The organism is Paenibacillus helianthi, assembly GCF_001909055.1.
GTDB classification, from domain to species: domain Bacteria; phylum Bacillota; class Bacilli; order Paenibacillales; family Paenibacillaceae; genus Paenibacillus_AQ; species Paenibacillus_AQ helianthi.
Window position 1 is genome coordinate 1 of record NZ_LVWI01000053.1, and the last position, 19,828, is coordinate 19,828.

The window sequence follows — 19,828 nt, forward strand, 5'->3', positions numbered from 1 at the left end:
GGTATTAGCTACCGTTTCCGGTAGTTATCCCAGTCTAGAGGGTAGGTTGCCTACGTGTTACTCACCCGTCCGCCGCTAAGCTTATCCCGAAGGATAAGCTCCGCTCGACTTGCATGTATTAGGCACGCCGCCAGCGTTCGTCCTGAGCCAGGATCAAACTCTCCAAATTGGTATTTAGAAAGAGCGATTGCTCATTTTGAAACATCTGACGAGAATAAAATATTCTCTATTTTTGGATCTCACTTGCGTGAAATCCCACTCACTCGTTGTTCAGTTTTCAAAGATCAATGTCTCGTTTTCACTTCATCACCGCGTCTCAGCGGCGACCTTTATAATATATCACAGCTCTTAAGTATTTGGCAAGTGTTTTTTTGAAAAAATGTTTTTTTCATCTTTTCTTGCCGATGGCTACTCTTCAACACATTGAAAAGGAGCGCGAGATATAATGTATCACAGCGGCTCCCTTTTAGTCAACCTATTTAATTAAAATCACTTTTCTAATGTTTAGACTGGGAATAACGTCCTCCCCATGCATACTTGGATAGCTCCTTCTGCGGGGCAAAACGCGCATACATCCGGAATACAGTTTTATATCGATTGGCTATGGCATGTCTGATATTTTGGTCCAAGCGTTGATCACTTAAATCAAGGAGCATTTCATCAAGCTCTTTACGAAGAACATAATCCAGCTCCTTGCACTCTTTTTCATTGAACAACATTCCCAACATATGCTTGGCCTCCTTCATCAAATTAAATTCGACAAATTCTTAAATGCTGCTACTTGTGCTAAAGAAGATAGTCCATGGGTTGGGGAAAGCTGCGTTAGATATCCACTTACACTAGATTAACCGGAGCATCGCATCTATAACCATAATTATTAAAATATCCTACATGGCCATCTTCCAAGCTCGAGCATATAGCTTTACCTTTCTGTCCCCGGAATGAAAGGCTTTAATGTTATGCTCAATTCTCTGAATTTTTATGATAACAACGAAAAAGTAATTGTGCTTTCAATGATTGCGGCAATAAACAGCAGAATAACAATCCATATGGAGGCTCTTAGAGTTTGGCGCATAAAGGCCGGCCACGCACCGCTCCTCTGTTCTCTCGTGGCAGCTGAACTGAACAAATCGGAGATTACATTCCAGCCAAACTGCAAACCAAACGCGCAGGCGATAATGATCGCCGGGATTTCAATAATCCCATGCGGCAGCAGTCCTTTAACGATAAGGTCAAACATATCTAGTCCCTGCATGGCTGACAAATGAATCAGATAACCGATCACTCCACCATTAATCAATAAAAACACTGCAGGCAATATTCCGAATATAGCGCCTAAGAAGATAATGAGCACTCCTTTGATACTGTTGTTCAGAAATATAAATTGAAAAAAGCTCCATTTCGGATGTGAGGACTCTTTAAGGCTGCCGCTGATTTTACTCAAACCCTCCAACTGATCGGATAGAAGCCTTTGCAGACTGCCAGTGCCAATCCAGCCAATAATCCCTCCCGCCACAAATAATAAAAGAGCGAGTAATACTGCTTTGCGAATTGCGGATACATCTCTTGCGAAAGCGGGGAAAGACAGCATAATTACCTCCTGAACGTATGTTGGACATATATAAGGTCATAAGCGCCCTGTACGAGCATACATTTAGAACAAACAAGCATTTCGCATGGGAGAGGAGCGCTAACAATATGAATTCATTTTATGTATTCAGCGGCAAAAAGATAAAACGGTTCATCTATATCTTTGCCGCTGCGCTTCTTGCTGCCGGTGTCGTTTATGTCGAGAGAGGCAATATTACCGTTTTTTCGGAAACAGCCCCTTCCGCCATTTACAGCGTACCGACAGAGAAGAAGCTCATCGCCTTAACGTTTGACATCAGCTGGGGAGAGAAACGGCCTGGACCGATTCTGAAGGTGCTCGAAGATAAAAAGGTAGATAAAGCGACCTTCTTCCTCTCATCTCCCTGGAGCAAAACACATCCGGAAATTGTTACAAGCATTAAAGACGCCGGTTACGAAATCGGCAGCCATGGCCACAAGCACGTCAATTACAGCACCTTGAGTAATGAAGAAATCAAGACCCAGATTACAACTGCCCACACTGTACTGACTGAATTGACCGGCAAAGAGCCTAATTTGATCCGGATGCCGAATGGTGATTTTGACAAAAGGGTACTTCAGGTTGCAAGCGGTCTGGGATACAAGGTGATACAGTGGGATACAGACTCGCTGGATTGGAAAAACATCGGTGTGGATAATATCGTGAAACGTGTGACCAGCAAGGCACATCCCGGTGATATTGTGCTTTTACATGCGAGTGATTCCTGCAAGCAGACCCATGAAGCCCTTCCGCAGATTATTGATAACCTCCGTAGTCAAGGCTATGAATTTGTAACTGTATCCGAACTAATCAGCCAAAGCAGTGCTGAGGGCAAGGAAGTCCGTGATTCCGCTATGCTCAATGAAGGTTTGGAAGATGCTGCCGGCATGTAAGATCCAAGTTTGTTTCTCGCTGTCCTTCTGTTGCCCAAGGTGAATATCCTAGTGCCGCGGAGAAATGAGTTCTGAAATATCAGGTGTGGGAGTATCCAGCTTTGGATAGCTCAGATCCAGACTCTCCAGGGTCTTGACAACAATGGCTAAAGCCAAGTAATTGCGGTACCAACGGTGATTGGCAGGAATCCAATACCACGGTGCATTATCGGTACTGGTCTCCTTAAAGACATCTTCATATGCTTCCTGATAATCGTCCCAATACTCCCGCTCCTGCAGATCACTTGCATCAAACTTCCAATGTTTGGTCGGGTCCTGCAGCCGTTCCTGGATCTTTTCTAGCTGCTTATCCTTGGAGATGTGCAAAAAAAGCTTAATTATCGTTGTTCCCTCTTCCGCCAGCATGGCCTCAAACTCACGAATGTAGCGGAAACGACGTTTCATTTCTTCTTTTTTGAGATTGTCGTGCACCCGGGGTACCAGAACATCCTCATAATGAGAACGGTTGAATGCGGCGATGTAACCCTTGGGAGGTGTCTTCATGTGCACTCTCCACAGGAAATCGTGGGCTTCCTCCTCCAAGGAAGGTTTTTTGAAGCTGGTGACCATAAATCCTTGTGGATTAATGCCGGAGAAAATATGCTTGACCGTTCCATCTTTCCCGCTGGAGTCCATTCCTTGAAGAATGACCAGTAGTGAGTGCTTTTTCTGGGCGAAAAGAATATCCTGCAGTTCGGCGAGACGCTCCTTGAGCTTTGCCATTTCGGCCTCTGCCTCTTCCTTTGATTTAAAGTCCCCGCTCTCTTCGGGATCGAGTTTTTTCAGGACAGATTCATTTTTGTCTTTTATCATATAGCGCTTGATGTTCATATATACCCTCCTAGTCGTTTCAATCGATTTTTAGTTATGTACGCTGTTCTTAAAGATTAACCTGCTGCTTCTGTTTTTAATCTTATCAAGTAGAAACAGCTACGCCATGCTATTCAGGCTGGTATCCTTTTTTTACAAAACCCCGACTTCTCATAACCGAGGAGCGGGGTTGTTTACTGCATATTTTATCATTGTTTTGGCTTAAGGATCCGGTGGAGCATCAAGATTTGGAATGCATTACAGGCAATGAGCGGGACCACAATAAAAACAGTGGCACTGTCTACTCCTATGCGGAGTACTCCAATGATCTCCACTATGGTAATGGCTGTCAAAAAGAAAAATGTCGGAATCCAGGCTGATCTGTTCGTGCTCCGTACTTTGAAATAGGCCACGATAATCGCAGTAAGCAGAATGCCGATGCCCAAAAGCAAATCAGAGACTACATTTCTGCCTCCGCCTACAAAAGTACGCAAAAAAATCAGTTCGAGCAGGGCAAGCAGAGACAGTATAATCTGGATATATTGCCATGCCTTTCGCGGGAACACCCCGATTCCCATATAATTCAGAATCAGATACGCAAAAAAACCCAGTTGAGCGTAAACGCTCACAAGCATGCCGTAGCCTAGAAGGATCAGCGGATAGATTAATGAATCGGCTGTGCTTTTGAAATCAATTCCACCGTTAACAACTTGCAGTAAAAGTCCGGCAATGACGGCCCCTCCCGCCCCGATCAGAAGCGTGGTCCAGAATAAATAAAACCATTTCCTTATATTCAGCCTTTTCACCTCCCACACGTCAGATTTATTTTACCAAGCTTACCGTCAAAAAACCATTCCAAGCGCAACATAAAAGCTTACCTCTGCGGCATACTACATGCAGGAATCCCATAAAGGAGGGCAGCGCCAATGAAGTGGAGGACTTTGTGGACTGGGAGCTTGTTGCTCAGCATGGTTATCACCCTAACGGCTTGTGGCAGCGAACAGAGCAGTTCCTCTTCCGGACAGGTCAGTTACAAGGAAATGAAGACAATGGTTGTAGATATATTGAAAAGCGAAGAGGGAAAGAAAGCAGTGCAGGAGGCATTGTCTGCTCCAAGCTCCGGCTCTGAGGGAAGCAGCTCCAGCGGCCTGAGTATGAAGATGATGCCAATGCAAACCAACGAGCAAATCAGAGTTGCGGTAAAGGATACCATCACTGCACCGGAGTATCAGAAGGAAATTGAAAAAATCATGACAGATCCACAATTCGCAGGAGATTTCGCAAAAGCAATTAATTCACAAAACAAAGAGCTCCACCTTCAGTTGATTAAAGATCCAACATACCAGAAGTCCGTTGCTGAAATCATGAAATCACCTGAAATGATGAAGATGTTCCTTGATCTTACCAAAACTTCTGATTACCGCAAACAATCCATGACCATCATGCAGGAGGCCATGCAAAATCCATTGTTCCGAATGGAGGTACTCGATCTCCTTAAGACTGTAGTTCAAGACGAATTGCAGCCTAAGGTTGAAAAGAAGGATTCGGGTAAAGAGAAGGGAAGCAGTGGAAACAAAGGCAGTGATGATTCAGGATCCTGATTCAAAAAAAGAGGCCTTCCTATTAACGGAACCGGCCTCTTTTGGTTATTTACACACACTATTCGTATTTGGAAATCAACTTGTCAGCCATCTCAGCGAACAGCTGTGCGGTTGCTGTCTCCGCCTTGTACACAGACGGCGAGAAATCCGGCTCGGAAATATGATTATCCGGTGCGCCCAGAGGAATCTGGGCAAGCAGCTCCGTATGAAGGGTTTCAGCCAATCTCGCTCCGCCTCCCCGGCCAAAGATGTAATCCTTCTTTCCGCAGGAAGAACACTCATAATAAGCCATGTTCTCAATGACCCCAAGAACCTCATGATCGGTCTGCAGCGCCATAGAGCCCGCTCTCGCCGCTACAAATGCCGCGGTTGCATGAGGGGTAGTAACAATGATCTCCTTACTGTGCGGCAGCATCTGATGGACATCAAGTGCTACGTCACCCGTTCCAGGCGGCAAATCAAGCAGCATATAATCAAGCTCACCCCAGCCGACATCGCTGAAGAACTGGCGAAGCATTTTGCCAAGCATTGGTCCCCTCCAAATGACAGGGCTATTCTCACGGATAAAAAAGCCCATAGACATGACTTTTACTCCGAAACGTTCGACAGGAATAATAGTTCCTTCTTCTACAATCGGGCCTTCTTCAATCCCCATCATATCGGGAATGCTGAAACCATAGATGTCAGCGTCAATCAGTCCGACCTTTTTGCCTTTTCTGGCCAATGCCACTGCCAAATTAACGGTGACTGTCGATTTGCCTACTCCACCCTTGCCGCTGGCAATCGCGATGAACTTCACACCTGAGTTCTCATTGATCAGCTCATGCCCCTCAAGACCCGCTGCGTGTCCTTTTAACGGTTCGCCTTGTTCTTGCACGGTATGGTCCTCCGAGCTCTCTCCGCGAAGAATAGCACGCTCATAATCTGTGGCATCACGCAACCGGATATGAACATTGCCCGCTCCTCCCTCATCCAGCAAGAGGCGAACACTTTGTTCAAGCTCCATACGGCTTTTCTCATCGGTATCGAGACATACAAGAGATAGTGAGATTCGGTCCTCTTTGACCATGATATCGCGAATCAGCTGCAATTCGATAAGGCTTTTCCCGGATTCCGGGTCAGTAAGCGGCTGCAATAATTCCTGAATTTGTTCCCTGGTCAGCATGGAAAGCACCTCTATTTCCTCTCCGGACGGGTAAGGTACCGGTATTTTTGATTTATTATACCATTACCCTTCCGCAAAAGCGTAGTAACTACTCAAGACCGTTCAGAAGCGTATCTCAGAATCCCCCGGTAGATGCTGGTAGCAACCTTTCGCTGGTAGACGTCATCCCCAAGTAAAGCCGACTCCTGAGGATGGGAGAGGAAGCCTACCTCTACAAGTGCTGCAGGCATTTTTAATGCTTTCAGCAAATACACGGTATTCACAGTCTTCGCAACCCGGTCCGTGTTCTCAAGTGTGGTTCTGAGCTCATCCTGTACAAAGCCCGCCAAAGCTTTATTCCCTTCGTTGTTCGGGTAATAGAAGGTCTGCGCTCCGCTCCAGCGTCCTGAAGGCACACTATTCATATGCACACTTATAAACAAATCTGCCCCCTTCTCCTCTATACTTCTTACCCGTTGCTTCAGGTCTTCTGTCTTGCGCTTAGAGTAGCCTTTGGTATCTTGCTGGGCTAAGTCATAATCGCCTTCCCGGGTCATGATCACTATCGCTCCTGCCTGCTGTAAATAATCCCGCAGGTATAAAGAGACTGAAAGATTGATATCCTTTTCAATCAAGCCATCCCGGCTGACTGCCCCCCCATCAGGGCCTCCATGCCCTGCATCAATAGCAATTACTTTTCCTGACAATGGCAGGCTCCAGTAATTCAGCGTCTTGGCAGTTGGCATATCATAAGCAATAATGCCGATCATTATTACCAGCAAAACAGCACCTACCATGCTTTTTTTGATGCTGCTCCATGTGATCCAGACCGAGACTTCCCCTTGCTTCCGGCCAGACATAACAAAGACCCCCTCGTCCCGATAGATTCTACTCATCTATATGGGACAAGAGGGCCAAATAGTACTGGCTATTAGGATTGGGCAGTGACTTCTGCGGACATTCCCTCAATAAGAATTTCTGCTACCTCTGGACGCGTAAATTCCGGAGGCGGGCATTTCCCATCTCTTAGCAACGCGCGCACTTTCGTGCCTGACAATGTCAAATGCTGATCGCTTGGATGTGGGCAGGTCTTACTTGAAGCCATGTTACCGCATTTCACACAGAAGAAACTGTGTTCAAAGAATAATGGGGTAATTCCTAACTCATCTGCTGTGAAATTCGAAAAAATTTCTTGGGCTTCATAAGTGCCGTAATAATCACCTACACCCGCATGATCCCGGCCGACTATAAAATGGGTACAACCGTAATTTTTACGAACCATCGCATGAAAAATCGCTTCCCGCGGTCCGGCGTAACGCATTGCAGCAGGGAATACACCCAAAAAAGTGCGGTCTTCCGGATAATAGTTCTCCAGCAGTGCAAGATAGCTTTTCATGCGTACATTGGCTGGAACATCATCAGACTTCGTTTCTCCTACCAGAGGATTAAGGAACAGCGCATCCACAACCTCCATTGCACACTTCTGAATGTACTCATGTGCACGGTGCACCGGGTTGCGCGTCTGAAAGCCTACAACAGTTCTCCAACCCTTGTCCGCAAAAATTTGACGTGTCTCGGCCGGATCAAAGTAAAATTCTCCGAACTTCTCCGGCTGCGGACGATTTAGAACGGTAATGGGTCCACCAACATAAGTTGTCGGCCTAGCCAGCAACTTGCTCACACCTGGGTGTGCGGGATCCGTTGTTTTGAACACATTCTGCGCTTCAAGCTGCTGATCTACACTATAAATACTTTCAATATCAAGTAATCCATAAATAACTCCGTCGTCCTCACCAATCAGTGAGACCCTGTCACCTACCGCAAGACCTGAAACCACTTTATCTTCCACAGACAAAGTAACAGGTATACTCCATACCGTGCCATTTGCAAGACGCATGCTTTTGACTACAGAGTGGTAATCTTCTTCATTCAGAAAGCCTGTGAGCGGAGAAAATGCACCTACCCCGATCAGATCCAGATCTGACAAAGTCCAAGTGTTTAAGGTAATCGATTTGTGACCAGAAGCCTGCTGAAGCAGTTCTTCTCTCTGTGTCCCTTCAGCTACACGCTGGATCAGTGTTCCTCCATGAGGATGTATTGAAGTCATCTATGCTCTCTCTCCTTCTGTGCAATTCGATTTCCGTTCTTATTTATGCAATCCGCATTCAGTCTTGTCCGATCCGGACCATCTTCCCGCACGTGGATCTTCACCTGGCATCACCGCCCGTGTGCATTGCTCGCAGCCGATGCTCGGAAAATTACGGTCATGTAAAGGGTTATACACAACATCATTCTCACGGATATAGTTCCATACATCCTCTGTGGTCCAGTTAGCAATCGGATTAAATTTAACAAGACCGAACTTATTATCGTATTCGACTTTTTTGGAATTGGCGCGAGTTGGTGCCTGATCACGGCGAATTCCTGTAATCCAGGCATCATACTGTGAAAGAATCCGGGTAAGCGGTTCTACCTTACGGATCGCGCAGCATTGGTTGGGATCGGTATTCCATAGTGCCTCACCGTACTGAACCGCCTGTTCCTCCGGTGTAATTTGTGGGGATACGCGAACAAACTCCATTCCGTATTTTTCAGCCATCACATCTCTTGTCTCATACGTTTCCTTGAAATGATAATCTGTATCCAGATAAAAAACGTCTGTTGAGGGACTAACTTTCTGCAGCATATCAACGAGCACTACATCTTCAGCACCGAAGCTGCAGGCAAAGGTTATATTAGGAAAGGTATCTACGGCCCAGCGGATGATTTCCTCCGGCGTTGCATTTTCTAATTCCTCGGCCTTAACTCTGATTAAATCTTCTTTCTCCATTAAGTTCATTAATATGCTCCTCCATCCTGGTATCTCATTAAACACTAAAACCTCAATACCCGCTAATTCCAACTAATCTTATATGGAATAGTATAAGGCATTCGGGACCGAAGTCAATGGTTTTATCCATTTTGGGTGAAAGTTTTGAATGCATACAAAGCCCCGCAGCTTCTCAAGAGTTTTCGGAGAAAAAAAGCAGCCCTACCGGAATCCGGCAGAGCCAAAGCAGGCATGAAATATTACATACTAACTCGGGATATCTATAGTGTAATGGGGAAATGTTTTTGGAGTATTTTGGATGATGGGGAATTGAATTAAAAGTAAACAAAAAGCCCCTGACCATAAAGGCCAGAGGCTTGATTTCCTTGATATACAAGGGATATTAACGTTTCGAGAACTGTGGAGCACGACGAGCCGCTTTGAGGCCGTATTTCTTACGTTCCTTCATACGTGGGTCACGAGTCAGGAAGCCGGCTTTCTTCAGAGCACCGCGATATTCAGGGTCAACTTTGAGTAATGCACGGGAAATCCCGTGACGAATTGCTCCAGCTTGACCGGAAATGCCGCCACCATGTGCAAGAACGATTACATCGTAGTTGCCCAGAGTTTCAGTCAGGTTCAAAGGTTGTCTTACGATCATCTTCAGTGTTTCCACACCGAAATATTCGTCCATCTCGCGTTTGTTAATGACAATGCGTCCTTCACCCGGTACAAGGCGAACACGTGCTACCGAATGTTTACGACGACCTGTCCCATAGTATTGTACTTGTGCCATGAAACTGTCCTCCTCTATTCTTATCCGCGAAGTTCGTAAACTTCAGGTTTTTGTGCTGCATGTGGATGTTCAGCGCCAGCATATACTTTGAGTCTCAGTTTCATGTGATCCCCTTGACGAGTCTTAGGAATCATGCCGTGAACTGCGAATTCAATCATACGCTCAGGTCTGGTTTTGATCAGGTCTTCTGCAACAGTAACCTTCAGACCGCCTGGGTGCATCGAGTGACGGTAGTATTTCTTGTTTTGCATTTTCTTGCCGGTCAGGTGAATCTTCTCAGCGTTGATAACAATTACGAAATCTCCAGTATCAACATGTGGAGTGAATTGCGGTTTGTGTTTGCCACGGATCAGAGCAGCGGCTTCGCTTGCCAAACGACCAAGTGTTTTGCCTTCGGCATCAATGATGTGCCAATTGCGTTCAACTTCGTTCGGCTTCGCCATATAGGTGGTACGCATGAATGTTTCCTCCTTGTTCTCGTACGAAAATCATCTGTTTCGTATATCTTGTTTCTCATTGGATTACAATTATGTGAGTTAAGAAAAACTTGTTTGTTGGCATTCTCTTGATCGGGGCTGTGGGATAGCCATCAAGAAAACACAACTTTTATATTACAGCATAAACATAACTAGCGCAAGTGATTTCTTATATTCAACGCATAATATTTTATAAATACAAATGCACTGAACATCTAGCTACCTGCTTCGTCATATTCCACACTCCACAGTGCTAATCCCTTAGCTACAGCCGTAGGCCCCGCTTCTGCACGGTCGCAGGCAGCAAGAATATCGGCAACCGCCTCTGCACGAATCTTACCTTCCCCTACATGAATCAGCGTTCCCATAATAATGCGAACCATATGCTGTAGAAAGCCACTGCCTGTAATATAGGTATGAATTACTCCCTGGTCTGCAGATCCGTTCCGGCACATACTGAGATCAAGCTCCATATGCGCCTCAAAAATCGTCCGGACATGTGAAGTCTTCGTAGATTTCCTTGATGCGAACGACGTGAAGTCATGGGTGCCTACAATATGGGCCAGACCTTGCTGCATTGCAGAGATATCAAGCTTCACCGGATGATGATGCTGCCATCGCCGCTGGAATGGATCCGGGAAACGGTTGCCATTAATCGTATACCGATAGGTTTTGCGCTTAGCTCCTCTACGAGAGTGAAACTCTAGCGGTACCTCCTGTGCCTCAGTGACTACGATATCCTGGGGCAGCCGTGCATTCAAGGCCAAGCACCAACGCTCTAACGGGATCTTGGAAGAGGTAAGGAAGTTAAACGGCTGGCCATAAGCATGCACACCTGCATCAGTCCGTCCTGAGCCCGTTATTTTGAGTTTCTCGCCGGTCAGATGCAGTATGGCATGTTCAACATGGTCCTGTATCGTATTGCCCTGAGGCTGGGTCTGAAAGCCATCATAGCGGGTACCGTCATAATTGACCTTCATCAATAGATTACGCATTTCCGTTCTTCCTTTCAGCGGTTCCAAACTACATCACCATTCGTCTTCAAAAAAAAAGAGCCCCGGCAGGAGCTCCTTCTATTCTATACAAGGTGATTCCCGCGGATATTGTACGGCAGGGCCTAAATGCCCCTGCAGCACAATAACGTTAAATACTTCTCTGCCCATACTACATAGAGCATGTGCGATAAGGGGTACATCCGGAAATCATAACTTGTGATCCTACGCGCGGTCTACCAATTCAAGATAAACCATAGGCGCAGCATCGCCACGACGAGGTCCCAGCTTCAGGATACGAGTGTATCCGCCTGGACGCTCTGTGTAACGAGGAGCAATGTCAGAGAACAATTTTTGGATTGCATCCTGTTCACCGTCTACAGTCTCACGGCGGACAAATGCTGCTACTTGACGACGAGCATGAAGATCGCCCTTTTTCGCTTTAGTGATCAGCTTTTCAGCGATAGAACGAACTTCTTTCGCTTTAGCTTCTGTTGTTTGGATACGCTCATAAAGAAACAGATCCGTTACCATGTCCCGGAACAATGCTTTACGCGCACTGGAATCACGGCCCAACTTTTGGTATGCCATTTGTTTTCCCTCCTTTACTCAAGCAATCTGCCAGCTATTCTTCTGTACGGAGTCCCAAACCAAGTTCCTCAAGCTTCTCTTGAACTTCTTCCAAAGATTTGCGGCCCAGGTTACGGACCTTCATCATATCTTCTTCAGTTTTCGTAGTCAGCTCTTGCACGGTATTAATACCGGCACGTTTGAGGCAGTTGTAAGAACGCACAGAAAGATCAAGCTCTTCGATTGTCATCTCAAGCACTTTTTCTTTTTTGTCTTCTTCTTTTTCCACCATAATTTCGGCGTCTTTCGCTTCGTCCGTAAGACCTACGAACAAAACGAGGTGCTCGTTCAAAATTTTGGCTCCCAGGCTAACAGCTTCTTCCGGTCTGATACTGCCGTCCGTCCAAATTTCCATCGTCAACTTGTCATAGTTGGTCACTTGACCTACACGAGTATTGTCGATGCCATAATTCACACGGGAGATAGGCGTATAGATGGAATCCACCGGGATAACTCCGATGGGCTGATCGTCGCGCTTGTTACGGTCCGCTTGGACGTAACCGCGGCCACGGCCTGCAAAAATTCGCATGTGAAGTCTCGCGCCAGGTCCCAGCGTTGCAATATGAAGATCCGGGTTCAGGATCTCAACATCGCTGTCCGCACGGATATCACCTGCGGTAACGATGCCTTCACCTTCAGCATCAATCTCGAACACTTTCTCTTCGTCTGAATGGATTTTCAGGGAAAGAGCTTTAAGGTTCAGAATGATTTCCGTCACATCTTCCATTACGCCAGGAACGGTCGAGAACTCATGCAGAACGCCGTCAATTTGGACCGAAGTCACTGCGGCTCCCGGAAGGGAGGAAAGCAAGATCCGGCGAAGCGAGTTCCCCAGAGTCGTGCCATATCCACGTTCCAGCGGTTCAACTACGAATTTCCCATAGGTTCCTTCATCATTGGCTTCTACGGTCTCAATCTTCGGCTTTTCGATTTCTATCACGAGTGTACCCCTCCTTCAAACGTCGCTCCTATATGAAACTGTCACCCCATCAGGTGTATCATGTAGTATGCCTAAACACCTATTATTAGCAGATGCGTCAGAATTATACCACAATCACAATTCTGATTTCACTATACGCGGCGACGCTTCGGCGGACGGCATCCATTGTGAGGAACCGGAGTTACGTCTTTAATGAGGTTTACTTCAAGGCCAGCGGCCTGAAGGGAACGGATGGCTGCTTCGCGGCCCGCGCCCGGTCCTTTAACCATAACTTCAACGGACTTCATGCCGTGTTCCATAGCTGCTTTTGCAGCAGTTTCGGCTGCCATTTGCGCTGCAAATGGAGTCGATTTACGGGAACCTTTAAATCCTTGACCGCCGGAGCTTGCCCAGGAAATTGCATTTCCGTGAGGGTCCGTGATCGTAACGATAGTGTTGTTGAACGTGGAACGGATGTGTGCCACGCCAGACTCGATATTTTTCCGGTCGCGACGTTTAGTACGTACGACTTTTTTCGGTTTAGCCATTGTCTCTTATCACCTCTTCTTATTTCTTTTTGTTTGCTACCGTACGACGCGGGCCTTTCCGGGTACGGGCATTCGTTTTAGTACGTTGACCGCGAACAGGCAATCCACGACGGTGACGAACACCGCGGTAACAGCCGATCTCAGTAAGACGTTTAATATTCAAGGAAATTTCACGACGAAGGTCACCTTCAACCTTAACTTCTTTGTCGATCGTTTCACGCAGTTTGCTGACTTCATCTTCCGTCAAATCACGGACACGTGTGTTAACGTCAATGCCTGTTTCATTAAGAATTTTCTGGGAAGTCGTTTTACCGATTCCGAAAATATAAGTCAAGGCGATCTCAACGCGTTTATCACGTGGCAAATCCACTCCAGCTATACGAGCCATTTTACGCTACACCCCCTTCTTAACCTTGTTTTTGTTTGTGTTTCGGATTTTCGCAAATTACCATAACAGTCCCTTTGCGGCGGATGACTTTGCATTTTTCGCAAATGGGCTTTACAGAAGGTCTTACCTTCATGTTAATTACCTCCTCAAAGTTTTGCGAAGCAAAACTTTTGTTGTAGTTCCCATCTATTTACGGTAAGTTATACGTCCTTTTGATAAATCATAAGGCGATAACTGCACGACCACTTTGTCTCCGGTTAGGATACGGATAAAGTGCATCCGCAATTTCCCGGACACATGGGCAAGTATTTGATGACCGTTCTCAAGCTCAACCTTAAATGTTGCATTCGGCAACGGTTCAATGACCGTACCTTCCACTTCAATGACATCTTCCTTAGCCACAGTTAGTCTCCTTTCTCATAAGCACTTTTTCCAGCAGGTGTAGCATACTTCATGACTGCAAAACGCAGCTTTCCGTTCGTTACCCGGCCGGTTTCTTCCAAACTGTTCACAATCTCACTGCTGATGAAGGGTATGAGCTCCAAATGCTGAATATTCTTCTTCTTCGGTGCATCAAACTTGCGTTTGTCTCCATCGGCAATATATACAAATCTGCTATCAACAACTGCGATAACAACGGCAGCCTCTCCGGCATCTTTGCCTTTGAGAATTCTCACGATTTGACCAATCTGCGGGCTGCTCCCAGTATTCACGTGAAGATCACCTACGCATTCAGTTTTGTGAAAATTTCCATGCCGTCCGGTGTAACTGCTACTGTATGCTCAAAGTGAGCACAAAGTGAACCATCTACCGTAACGACCGTCCAGTTATCTTCCAGCGTTCTGACATATCTGTCCCCTGCGTTAACCATCGGCTCAATCGCGAGCACCATACCCGGTTTCAGACGTGGTCCGCGGTCCGCTATGCCATAATTCGGAATTTGCGGTTCTTCATGCAGTTCTGCCCCAATGCCATGGCCAACATACTCGCGTACGACGGAGAATCCGGCATCCTCGATGTATTGTTGAATTGCATGGGAGATTGTAAACAAGCGCACATCCGGTTTGACTAACGCCAGTCCCGCGTACAAGGAGCCTTCCGTAACATCCAGCAGACGCTGGGCCTGTTCGGAAATGCTGCCCACCCCGTAAGTCCAGGCGGAATCACCGTGATAACCGCGGTACTCTGCACCAATGTCCAGCGTAACAATATCGCCTTCGACCAGTTTTCGCTTACCCGGAAATCCATGCACCAATTGTTCGTTGACTGAAGCGCAAATGCTGGCAGGAAAACCGTTGTAACCTTTGAAAGACGGCACAGCACCTTGACTGCGAATGTATTGATCGGCGATTCTGTCGAGTTCTCCAGTCGTTACCCCAGGCTCAATGGCCTCAGCGATCAGACGGTGACTCTCGGCAACAATTCGACCAGCTTCCCTCATAAAGGCAAGTTCCTGTTCGGATTTACAAATGATCATTACATTAACCTCGCAGCAAAGATACGATTTCGGAAGAAACGACATTGATTTCGTTTTCCCCGTTCACCTGACGCAAAAGACCTTTATTGTCATAAAACGCAAGCAGTGGCGCTGTCTTATTGTCATACTCGTCCAGACGCTTGCCTACACTTTCTTCGTTGTCATCCGGACGTTGATACAATGCACCGCCATCAATATCGCAAATGCCTTCTTGCTTCGGCGGGTTGAAAATCAAATGGTAGGATGTCCCGCAAACAGTACAGATTCGGCGTCCGGTAAGGCGCGCCATCAACAGTCCACGGTCCACATTCAAGTTGATTACATGATCCAACGATCGATTCAAGCGGCTCAAGATATCTTCCAGCGCTTCCGCTTGCGAAAGGGTTCTTGGAAAGCCATCCAATAAGAAACCTTTTTCGCAATCGGACTGCTGCAGCCGTTCTTCAACAATTCCAATGGTCACATCATCAGGTACAAGCAGACCTTGATCGATATAAGATTTGGCCTTAAGTCCAACCGGAGTACCTTGCTTGATAGCCAAGCGGAAAGCATCACCTGTCGAAATATGAGGAATATCCAACTCTTTTACAACTACAGCAGCCTGTGTCCCCTTGCCTGCCCCAGGAGGGCCCATGAATAAAATGTTCACGATTTCTCTTCACCCCCCAAAAGTTCGCCACCAAGCAAGAAACAGCACAATAGGTGCCGGGAAGTCTGTGAGTCTATGCTTCGCCGGAACCTATCGACTATTTATTGATGAAGCCTTTGTAATGGCGTTTGATCAATTGGCTCTCGATCTGCTTCATCGTATCCAATGCTACACCAATTACGATCAGCAGTGAGGTACCACCAATCTTGACCGAACGGGGTAGACCAGACAAGTTACCAAAGAATACCGGAAGGACAGAGATCAGAGCCAGGAAAATCGCCCCTGACATAGTCAGACGAGACATTACCCGGGTCAAATATTTCTCAGTCGCTTTACCTGGACGAATGCCTGGGATATAGCCACCGTTTTTCTTCATATTGTCAGCCATTTGCTGCGGATTCATCTGAACAAACGTATAGAAGAACGTAAATCCGATGATCATGACCACATAGAGGACCATGCCGAGCGGCTTATCATAATAAAGATTTGCAGTAACCCATTTAGCCCATTCATGACTTGCCCAGAAGCTCGATATTACAATTGGAAATTGAAGCAGTGATACGGCGAAGATAACCGGAATTACACCTGCCGCATTGATTTTAAGCGGAATGTGTGTATTCTGTCCACCGTACATTTTGTTACCGACCACTCGTTTAGCGTATTGTACAGGGATTTTCCGGATACCTTGTTGTACAAAGATAACCCCTGCAATAATCGCTATAATCACGATCAGAACAATAACGACTTTAAGAATATTCAGGAACACCTGATCCGGCTGAATAAAGCTTGATTGTGCCGTAGTGGTAATATATCCCGGGATGGCGGCGACGATGCCCGCAAAAATCAGGATCGAAATCCCGTTTCCTATTCCCTTTTCTGTAATCTGCTCACCCAGCCACATCAGGAATGATGTACCAGCCGTCAAGATGATCGCGATAAGCAGGTAATCCGCAAAAGTTGCATTTGGAATCATCTCAGTGCCATATATCCGGTTAAACCCGATTGATGTAGCAAAAGCTTGAATCAAACCGAGTACTACGGTGCCGTAACGGGTAATTTGCGCCAGTTGCTTTTTCCCGTGCTCCCCTTGTTTAGCCCATTCGGCAAACTTAGGAATTACATCCATAGAGAGCAATTGCACAATGATAGATGCAGTAATGTACGGGTAAATACTGATCGCAAAGATAGAGAAGTTTTTGAGCGCTCCGCCCGAGAAGGTGTTTAAAAGACCCATCAAAGCGTCCCCGCTCTGATTTGTTGATTCCAGTACATCTTTGTTCACACCGGGAACCGGTACAAACGAACCGATGCGGTAAATGATCAGAACGAACAGGGTAAACAGGATCTTTTTGCGCAAATCTTCAACATGCCATATATTCTTAAGCGTCTTGAACATTAGATCACCTCGGTTTTACCGCCGGCAGCCTCGATTTTCTCTACCGCAGATTGAGAGAACTTATTTGCTTGTACAGTCAATTTAACGGCTAGTTCGCCATTACCGAGAATCTTAATGCCGCTTTTGGAATTCTTGACAACACCAGTTTCAATAAGCAACTGTGGAGTCACTTCAGTTCCTTCAGCAAAGCTGTTCAGATCTTCCAGGTTCACAATCGCATACTCTTTACGGGTAGGATTAATGAAACCACGTTTAGGCAGACGACGATAGAGTGGGTTTTGTCCACCTTCGAAGCCCGGACGAACACCGCCGCCGGAACGGGAGTTTTGCCCTTTATGACCGCGGCCGGAAGTTTTACCGTTCCCACTACTAGGACCACGACCAACGCGATTGCGTTCTTTGCGTGAACCAGGAGCTGGAGCAAGTTCATGTAACTTCATCGTTTGCACCTCCTTATATTTGTTAATTTATGAGAGGCGTTTAGCCTTCAATTTCAGTAACGGATAACAAGTGGCTCACTTTATTGATCATTCCGCGAATTGCAGGAGTGTCATTGTGGACCACGGACGAGTTGGTCTTACGCAGGCCGAGCGTCTTAACAGTAACACGTTGTGTTTCTGGACGTCCGATTACGCTGCGTACGAGGGTAATTTGCAATTTTGCCATTGACGTTCCCCTCCTTAACCGCGCAATTCTTCGACAGATTTGCCGCGAAGTTTCGCGACCTCTTCAATGCGTTTCAGACGGGAAAGTCCCTCCAAAGTTGCATTGACCATGTTCATGGAATTCGAAGAACCCAAAGATTTTGTCAAGATGTCGCCAACGCCTGCCAATTCCAATACCGCACGAACAGGACCACCGGCAATAACGCCAGTACCTTCTGATGCTGGTTTCAGCAACACGCGTCCTGCGCCGAAATGTCCAGTAACCAGATGGGGAATCGAAGTTCCTACGATTGGAATGTGAATCAGGTTTTTCTTGGCGTCTTCAATGCCTTTACGGATGGCATCCGGAACTTCGCCGGCTTTACCGATACCAGCACCGACGTAGCCGTTGCCGTCGCCCACAACAACAAGTGCGCTAAAGCTGAAACGGCGTCCGCCTTTTACAACTTTTGCAACACGGTTAATGTGTACAACTCTTTCTGTCAGTTCTAAACTGTTCGGATCTACACGCAAGTCGTTAACCTCCTTTTAGAAATATTCTAGAATTCAAGACCGGCTTCGCGAGCTGCGTTAGCCAAAGCCTGAATCCGTCCATGGTACAAGTATCCTCCGCGGTCAAATACAACCACAGCATATCCTTTTTCTTTGGCACGCTCAGCGATCAATTGACCTACTTTGCTTGCAGCTTCAACGCTACCGCCATTTCCGATGTTAGCACTCAGATCTTTATCGAGTGTCGAGGCAGATACGATAGTAACGCCTGACACGTCATCGATCAGTTGAGCGTAGATGTGTTTCGACGAACGGAACACATTCAAACGTGGACGCTCAGCAGTCCCCTGAATTTTCTTACGAACACGCAGGTGTCTTTTGAGACGAGCCTTGTTTTTATCCTCTTTTGTAATCATGACTTCCCTTTCACTCCCTTCAGTTTGCCGTAAACAGCTTCACTTTAAGATGCACGGGGTATCTTACAATTAAGATTAAACCGGTTATTTTTTCTTACCGGCTTTACCTTCCTTGCGGATGATACGCTCGCCTTCATATTTGATACCTTTACCTTTGTACGGTTCAGGTTCGCGTACGGAACGGATTTTGGCAGCATAAGCGCCAACGCGTTCTTTATCGATGCCCTTAACGATGATCTTCGTGTTCGCAGGAACTTCGAACTCGATACCCGCTTCCGGTGTGATTTCAACCGGGTGGGAGTAACCAACGTTCAGTACGATTTTATCTCCGGATTTGCTTGCACGATATCCGACCCCAACCAGCTCCAGAGATTTCGAGAAACCTTCAGTCACACCACTAACCATGTTGTTGACAACGGAGCGGGTTGTGCCGTGAAGTGAACGATGCAATTTGTTGTCCGACGGGCGAACAACGGTGATTTCGTTATTTTCAACTGTAACCTTCATGTCTTTATGAAGCTCACGAGTCAAAGTGCCTTTAGGACCTTTTACTGTAATAACGGTGTTGTCCAAAGTGACATCTACACCGCTAGGTACTGCGATTGGTTTGCGACCAATACGAGACATGTGTTGCACCTCCTTATCTTGTGACGTTTATTACCAAATGTAGCAGACAACTTCTCCGCCCGATTTAGATTGACGAGCTTCTTTGTCGGTCATAACTCCCTTAGATGTGGAGATAATCGCGATTCCAAGGCCGCCGAGTACACGAGGCACTTCATTGCTCTTCGTGTAAACGCGAAGGCCTGGTTTACTGATTCTTTTTAGACCGGAGATAACGCGCTCCTGGTTCGGGCCGTATTTCAAGAAGATACGGATAATCCCTTGTTTGCTGTCTTCAACGAATTCAGCGTCACGGATGAAACCTTCACGCTTCAGAATGTCCGCGATTTGTTTTTTCATTGTCGAAGCAGGCATTTCTACTGTCTCGTGACGCACAGTGTTGGCGTTACGAATACGAGTAAGCATATCTGCGATAGGATCAGACATAGTCATGTGTGTAAACCTCCTTCCCGTTT

At 46.5% G+C, this 19,828-nt stretch carries 29 protein-coding genes and 1 rRNA gene; 2 read left to right on the forward strand and 28 right to left on the reverse strand.

The genetic code is table 11. The annotated features are described in order from the left end of the window. The 3 genes from A3844_RS20050 to A3844_RS20060 all read right to left on the reverse strand — a co-directional run. A 16S ribosomal RNA gene (locus A3844_RS20050) occupies nucleotides 1-169 on the reverse strand; the annotation flags it as partial. A gap of 328 nt (nucleotides 170-497) precedes the next feature. Then, nucleotides 498-728, reverse strand: coding sequence for a hypothetical protein (locus A3844_RS20055; protein ID WP_025706563.1), 231 nt, complete (start codon nucleotides 726-728; stop codon nucleotides 498-500). 251 nt (nucleotides 729-979) lie between these two features. After that, the gene (locus A3844_RS20060) at nucleotides 980-1,588 is read right to left on the reverse strand and encodes a stage II sporulation protein M (protein ID WP_371916028.1); all 609 of its coding nucleotides are present in this window, start codon (nucleotides 1,586-1,588) and stop codon (nucleotides 980-982) included. A 110-nt stretch (nucleotides 1,589-1,698) separates the two neighbouring features. Between A3844_RS20060 and pdaB the strand changes: the two genes are divergently transcribed. Then, nucleotides 1,699-2,502 (forward strand): polysaccharide deacetylase family sporulation protein PdaB, encoded by an 804-nt coding sequence (gene pdaB / locus A3844_RS20065; RefSeq protein ID WP_074086544.1) that lies wholly within the window; start codon nucleotides 1,699-1,701, stop codon nucleotides 2,500-2,502. A 48-nt stretch (nucleotides 2,503-2,550) separates the two neighbouring features. Here pdaB and A3844_RS20070 read toward each other — a convergent pair whose 3' ends face one another. Beyond that, nucleotides 2,551-3,372 (reverse strand): PPK2 family polyphosphate kinase, encoded by an 822-nt coding sequence (locus tag A3844_RS20070; RefSeq protein WP_074086543.1) that lies wholly within the window; start codon nucleotides 3,370-3,372, stop codon nucleotides 2,551-2,553. 188 nt (nucleotides 3,373-3,560) lie between these two features. Continuing rightward, the gene (locus tag A3844_RS20075) at nucleotides 3,561-4,148 is read right to left on the reverse strand and encodes a KinB-signaling pathway activation protein (RefSeq protein ID WP_074108334.1); all 588 of its coding nucleotides are present in this window, start codon (nucleotides 4,146-4,148) and stop codon (nucleotides 3,561-3,563) included. Between the two features lie 129 nt (nucleotides 4,149-4,277). Between A3844_RS20075 and gerD the strand changes: the two genes are divergently transcribed. Then, the gene (gene gerD, locus A3844_RS20080; RefSeq protein WP_074086542.1) at nucleotides 4,278-4,952 is read left to right on the forward strand and encodes a spore germination lipoprotein GerD; all 675 of its coding nucleotides are present in this window, start codon (nucleotides 4,278-4,280) and stop codon (nucleotides 4,950-4,952) included. A gap of 58 nt (nucleotides 4,953-5,010) precedes the next feature. Here gerD and A3844_RS20085 read toward each other — a convergent pair whose 3' ends face one another. From A3844_RS20085 to rpsH, 23 genes are all read right to left on the reverse strand, one after another. Then, on the reverse strand, nucleotides 5,011-6,117 hold the full coding sequence (locus A3844_RS20085) for an Mrp/NBP35 family ATP-binding protein (protein WP_074086541.1): 1,107 nt from the start codon (nucleotides 6,115-6,117) through the stop codon (nucleotides 5,011-5,013). A 92-nt stretch (nucleotides 6,118-6,209) separates the two neighbouring features. Further along, nucleotides 6,210-6,956 carry an N-acetylmuramoyl-L-alanine amidase CwlD gene (gene cwlD, locus A3844_RS20090; protein ID WP_074086540.1) on the reverse strand — a complete coding sequence of 249 codons (747 nt, stop codon included), beginning with the start codon at nucleotides 6,954-6,956 and terminating at the stop codon, nucleotides 6,210-6,212. Between the two features lie 71 nt (nucleotides 6,957-7,027). Further along, complete coding sequence (sat, locus tag A3844_RS20095) at nucleotides 7,028-8,203, reverse strand: sulfate adenylyltransferase (RefSeq protein WP_074108329.1); 1,176 nt, start codon at nucleotides 8,201-8,203, stop codon at nucleotides 7,028-7,030. Nucleotides 8,204-8,242: 39 nt separating this feature from the next. Further along, nucleotides 8,243-8,935 (reverse strand): phosphoadenylyl-sulfate reductase, encoded by a 693-nt coding sequence (locus tag A3844_RS20100; RefSeq protein ID WP_074108330.1) that lies wholly within the window; start codon nucleotides 8,933-8,935, stop codon nucleotides 8,243-8,245. 373 nt (nucleotides 8,936-9,308) lie between these two features. Then, complete coding sequence (gene rpsI, locus A3844_RS20105; protein ID WP_042140127.1) at nucleotides 9,309-9,701, reverse strand: 30S ribosomal protein S9; 393 nt, start codon at nucleotides 9,699-9,701, stop codon at nucleotides 9,309-9,311. A 20-nt stretch (nucleotides 9,702-9,721) separates the two neighbouring features. Then, nucleotides 9,722-10,159 (reverse strand): 50S ribosomal protein L13, encoded by a 438-nt coding sequence (gene rplM, locus A3844_RS20110; RefSeq protein WP_074086537.1) that lies wholly within the window; start codon nucleotides 10,157-10,159, stop codon nucleotides 9,722-9,724. 233 nt (nucleotides 10,160-10,392) lie between these two features. Next, nucleotides 10,393-11,172, reverse strand: coding sequence for a tRNA pseudouridine(38-40) synthase TruA (gene truA, locus A3844_RS20115; RefSeq protein ID WP_074086536.1), 780 nt, complete (start codon nucleotides 11,170-11,172; stop codon nucleotides 10,393-10,395). A gap of 222 nt (nucleotides 11,173-11,394) precedes the next feature. Continuing rightward, nucleotides 11,395-11,760: a 50S ribosomal protein L17 gene (gene rplQ, locus A3844_RS20120; protein ID WP_019908254.1), complete on the reverse strand. Its 366-nt coding sequence runs from the start codon at nucleotides 11,758-11,760 to the stop codon at nucleotides 11,395-11,397. A gap of 34 nt (nucleotides 11,761-11,794) precedes the next feature. Beyond that, nucleotides 11,795-12,739 carry a DNA-directed RNA polymerase subunit alpha gene (locus A3844_RS20125; protein ID WP_025706576.1) on the reverse strand — a complete coding sequence of 315 codons (945 nt, stop codon included), beginning with the start codon at nucleotides 12,737-12,739 and terminating at the stop codon, nucleotides 11,795-11,797. Between the two features lie 131 nt (nucleotides 12,740-12,870). Next, nucleotides 12,871-13,266, reverse strand: coding sequence for a 30S ribosomal protein S11 (rpsK, locus tag A3844_RS20130; RefSeq protein ID WP_020427052.1), 396 nt, complete (start codon nucleotides 13,264-13,266; stop codon nucleotides 12,871-12,873). A gap of 19 nt (nucleotides 13,267-13,285) precedes the next feature. After that, entirely contained in the window at nucleotides 13,286-13,654 is a 369-nt protein-coding gene (rpsM, locus tag A3844_RS20135) for a 30S ribosomal protein S13 (protein WP_036721817.1), read from the reverse strand. A gap of 19 nt (nucleotides 13,655-13,673) precedes the next feature. Continuing rightward, nucleotides 13,674-13,787 (reverse strand): 50S ribosomal protein L36, encoded by a 114-nt coding sequence (gene rpmJ, locus A3844_RS20140; RefSeq protein ID WP_003322638.1) that lies wholly within the window; start codon nucleotides 13,785-13,787, stop codon nucleotides 13,674-13,676. 53 nt (nucleotides 13,788-13,840) lie between these two features. Beyond that, nucleotides 13,841-14,056 (reverse strand): translation initiation factor IF-1, encoded by a 216-nt coding sequence (gene infA, locus A3844_RS20145; RefSeq protein WP_018753971.1) that lies wholly within the window; start codon nucleotides 14,054-14,056, stop codon nucleotides 13,841-13,843. Nucleotides 14,057-14,058: 2 nt separating this feature from the next. Then, nucleotides 14,059-14,367 (reverse strand): KOW domain-containing RNA-binding protein, encoded by a 309-nt coding sequence (locus tag A3844_RS20150; protein ID WP_074086535.1) that lies wholly within the window; start codon nucleotides 14,365-14,367, stop codon nucleotides 14,059-14,061. 11 nt (nucleotides 14,368-14,378) lie between these two features. Further along, on the reverse strand, nucleotides 14,379-15,131 hold the full coding sequence (gene map, locus A3844_RS20155; protein WP_074086534.1) for a type I methionyl aminopeptidase: 753 nt from the start codon (nucleotides 15,129-15,131) through the stop codon (nucleotides 14,379-14,381). 4 nt (nucleotides 15,132-15,135) lie between these two features. Then, nucleotides 15,136-15,780 (reverse strand): adenylate kinase, encoded by a 645-nt coding sequence (locus A3844_RS20160; RefSeq protein WP_074086533.1) that lies wholly within the window; start codon nucleotides 15,778-15,780, stop codon nucleotides 15,136-15,138. Nucleotides 15,781-15,877: 97 nt separating this feature from the next. Then, on the reverse strand, nucleotides 15,878-17,176 hold the full coding sequence (secY, locus tag A3844_RS20165; RefSeq protein ID WP_074086532.1) for a preprotein translocase subunit SecY: 1,299 nt from the start codon (nucleotides 17,174-17,176) through the stop codon (nucleotides 15,878-15,880). Then, nucleotides 17,176-17,616: a 50S ribosomal protein L15 gene (gene rplO, locus A3844_RS20170; RefSeq protein ID WP_020427058.1), complete on the reverse strand. Its 441-nt coding sequence runs from the start codon at nucleotides 17,614-17,616 to the stop codon at nucleotides 17,176-17,178. The genes secY and rplO overlap by 1 nt, the downstream gene beginning before the upstream one ends. Before the next feature lie 40 nt (nucleotides 17,617-17,656). Beyond that, entirely contained in the window at nucleotides 17,657-17,842 is a 186-nt protein-coding gene (rpmD, locus tag A3844_RS20175) for a 50S ribosomal protein L30 (protein ID WP_019908243.1), read from the reverse strand. A 14-nt stretch (nucleotides 17,843-17,856) separates the two neighbouring features. Continuing rightward, a complete protein-coding gene (gene rpsE / locus A3844_RS20180) occupies nucleotides 17,857-18,354 on the reverse strand; it encodes a 30S ribosomal protein S5 (RefSeq protein WP_036652980.1) in 498 nt (165 codons plus the stop codon). 26 nt (nucleotides 18,355-18,380) lie between these two features. Next, complete coding sequence (gene rplR / locus A3844_RS20185) at nucleotides 18,381-18,749, reverse strand: 50S ribosomal protein L18 (RefSeq protein WP_074086531.1); 369 nt, start codon at nucleotides 18,747-18,749, stop codon at nucleotides 18,381-18,383. Nucleotides 18,750-18,833: 84 nt separating this feature from the next. Beyond that, entirely contained in the window at nucleotides 18,834-19,376 is a 543-nt protein-coding gene (gene rplF, locus A3844_RS20190) for a 50S ribosomal protein L6 (protein ID WP_025706584.1), read from the reverse strand. A gap of 30 nt (nucleotides 19,377-19,406) precedes the next feature. After that, complete coding sequence (gene rpsH, locus A3844_RS20195) at nucleotides 19,407-19,805, reverse strand: 30S ribosomal protein S8 (RefSeq protein WP_019908239.1); 399 nt, start codon at nucleotides 19,803-19,805, stop codon at nucleotides 19,407-19,409. Nucleotides 19,806-19,828: the final 23 nt, after the last annotated feature.

Coding starts and splice junctions, on each gene's coding strand:
- A3844_RS20055 (WP_025706563.1), bottom strand. CDS start 728: ATGTTGGGAATGTTGTTCAATGAAAAAGAGTGCAAGGAGCTGGATTAT.
- pdaB (WP_074086544.1), top strand. CDS start 1,699: ATGAATTCATTTTATGTATTCAGCGGCAAAAAGATAAAACGGTTCATC.
- A3844_RS20070 (WP_074086543.1), bottom strand. CDS start 3,372: ATGAACATCAAGCGCTATATGATAAAAGACAAAAATGAATCTGTCCTG.
- gerD (WP_074086542.1), top strand. CDS start 4,278: ATGAAGTGGAGGACTTTGTGGACTGGGAGCTTGTTGCTCAGCATGGTT.
- A3844_RS20085 (WP_074086541.1), bottom strand. CDS start 6,117: ATGCTGACCAGGGAACAAATTCAGGAATTATTGCAGCCGCTTACTGAC.
- cwlD (WP_074086540.1), bottom strand. CDS start 6,956: ATGTCTGGCCGGAAGCAAGGGGAAGTCTCGGTCTGGATCACATGGAGC.
- sat (WP_074108329.1), bottom strand. CDS start 8,203: ATGACTTCAATACATCCTCATGGAGGAACACTGATCCAGCGTGTAGCT.
- A3844_RS20100 (WP_074108330.1), bottom strand. CDS start 8,935: ATGAACTTAATGGAGAAAGAAGATTTAATCAGAGTTAAGGCCGAGGAA.
- rpsI (WP_042140127.1), bottom strand. CDS start 9,701: ATGGCACAAGTACAATACTATGGGACAGGTCGTCGTAAACATTCGGTA.
- rplM (WP_074086537.1), bottom strand. CDS start 10,159: ATGCGTACCACCTATATGGCGAAGCCGAACGAAGTTGAACGCAATTGG.
- truA (WP_074086536.1), bottom strand. CDS start 11,172: ATGCGTAATCTATTGATGAAGGTCAATTATGACGGTACCCGCTATGAT.
- rplQ (WP_019908254.1), bottom strand. CDS start 11,760: ATGGCATACCAAAAGTTGGGCCGTGATTCCAGTGCGCGTAAAGCATTG.
- rpsK (WP_020427052.1), bottom strand. CDS start 13,266: ATGGCTAAACCGAAAAAAGTCGTACGTACTAAACGTCGCGACCGGAAA.
- rpsM (WP_036721817.1), bottom strand. CDS start 13,654: ATGGCTCGTATAGCTGGAGTGGATTTGCCACGTGATAAACGCGTTGAG.
- rpmJ (WP_003322638.1), bottom strand. CDS start 13,787: ATGAAGGTAAGACCTTCTGTAAAGCCCATTTGCGAAAAATGCAAAGTC.
- map (WP_074086534.1), bottom strand. CDS start 15,131: ATGATCATTTGTAAATCCGAACAGGAACTTGCCTTTATGAGGGAAGCT.
- secY (WP_074086532.1), bottom strand. CDS start 17,176: ATGTTCAAGACGCTTAAGAATATATGGCATGTTGAAGATTTGCGCAAA.
- rplO (WP_020427058.1), bottom strand. CDS start 17,616: ATGAAGTTACATGAACTTGCTCCAGCTCCTGGTTCACGCAAAGAACGC.
- rpmD (WP_019908243.1), bottom strand. CDS start 17,842: ATGGCAAAATTGCAAATTACCCTCGTACGCAGCGTAATCGGACGTCCA.
- rplR (WP_074086531.1), bottom strand. CDS start 18,749: ATGATTACAAAAGAGGATAAAAACAAGGCTCGTCTCAAAAGACACCTG.
- rplF (WP_025706584.1), bottom strand. CDS start 19,376: ATGTCTCGTATTGGTCGCAAACCAATCGCAGTACCTAGCGGTGTAGAT.
- rpsH (WP_019908239.1), bottom strand. CDS start 19,805: ATGACTATGTCTGATCCTATCGCAGATATGCTTACTCGTATTCGTAAC.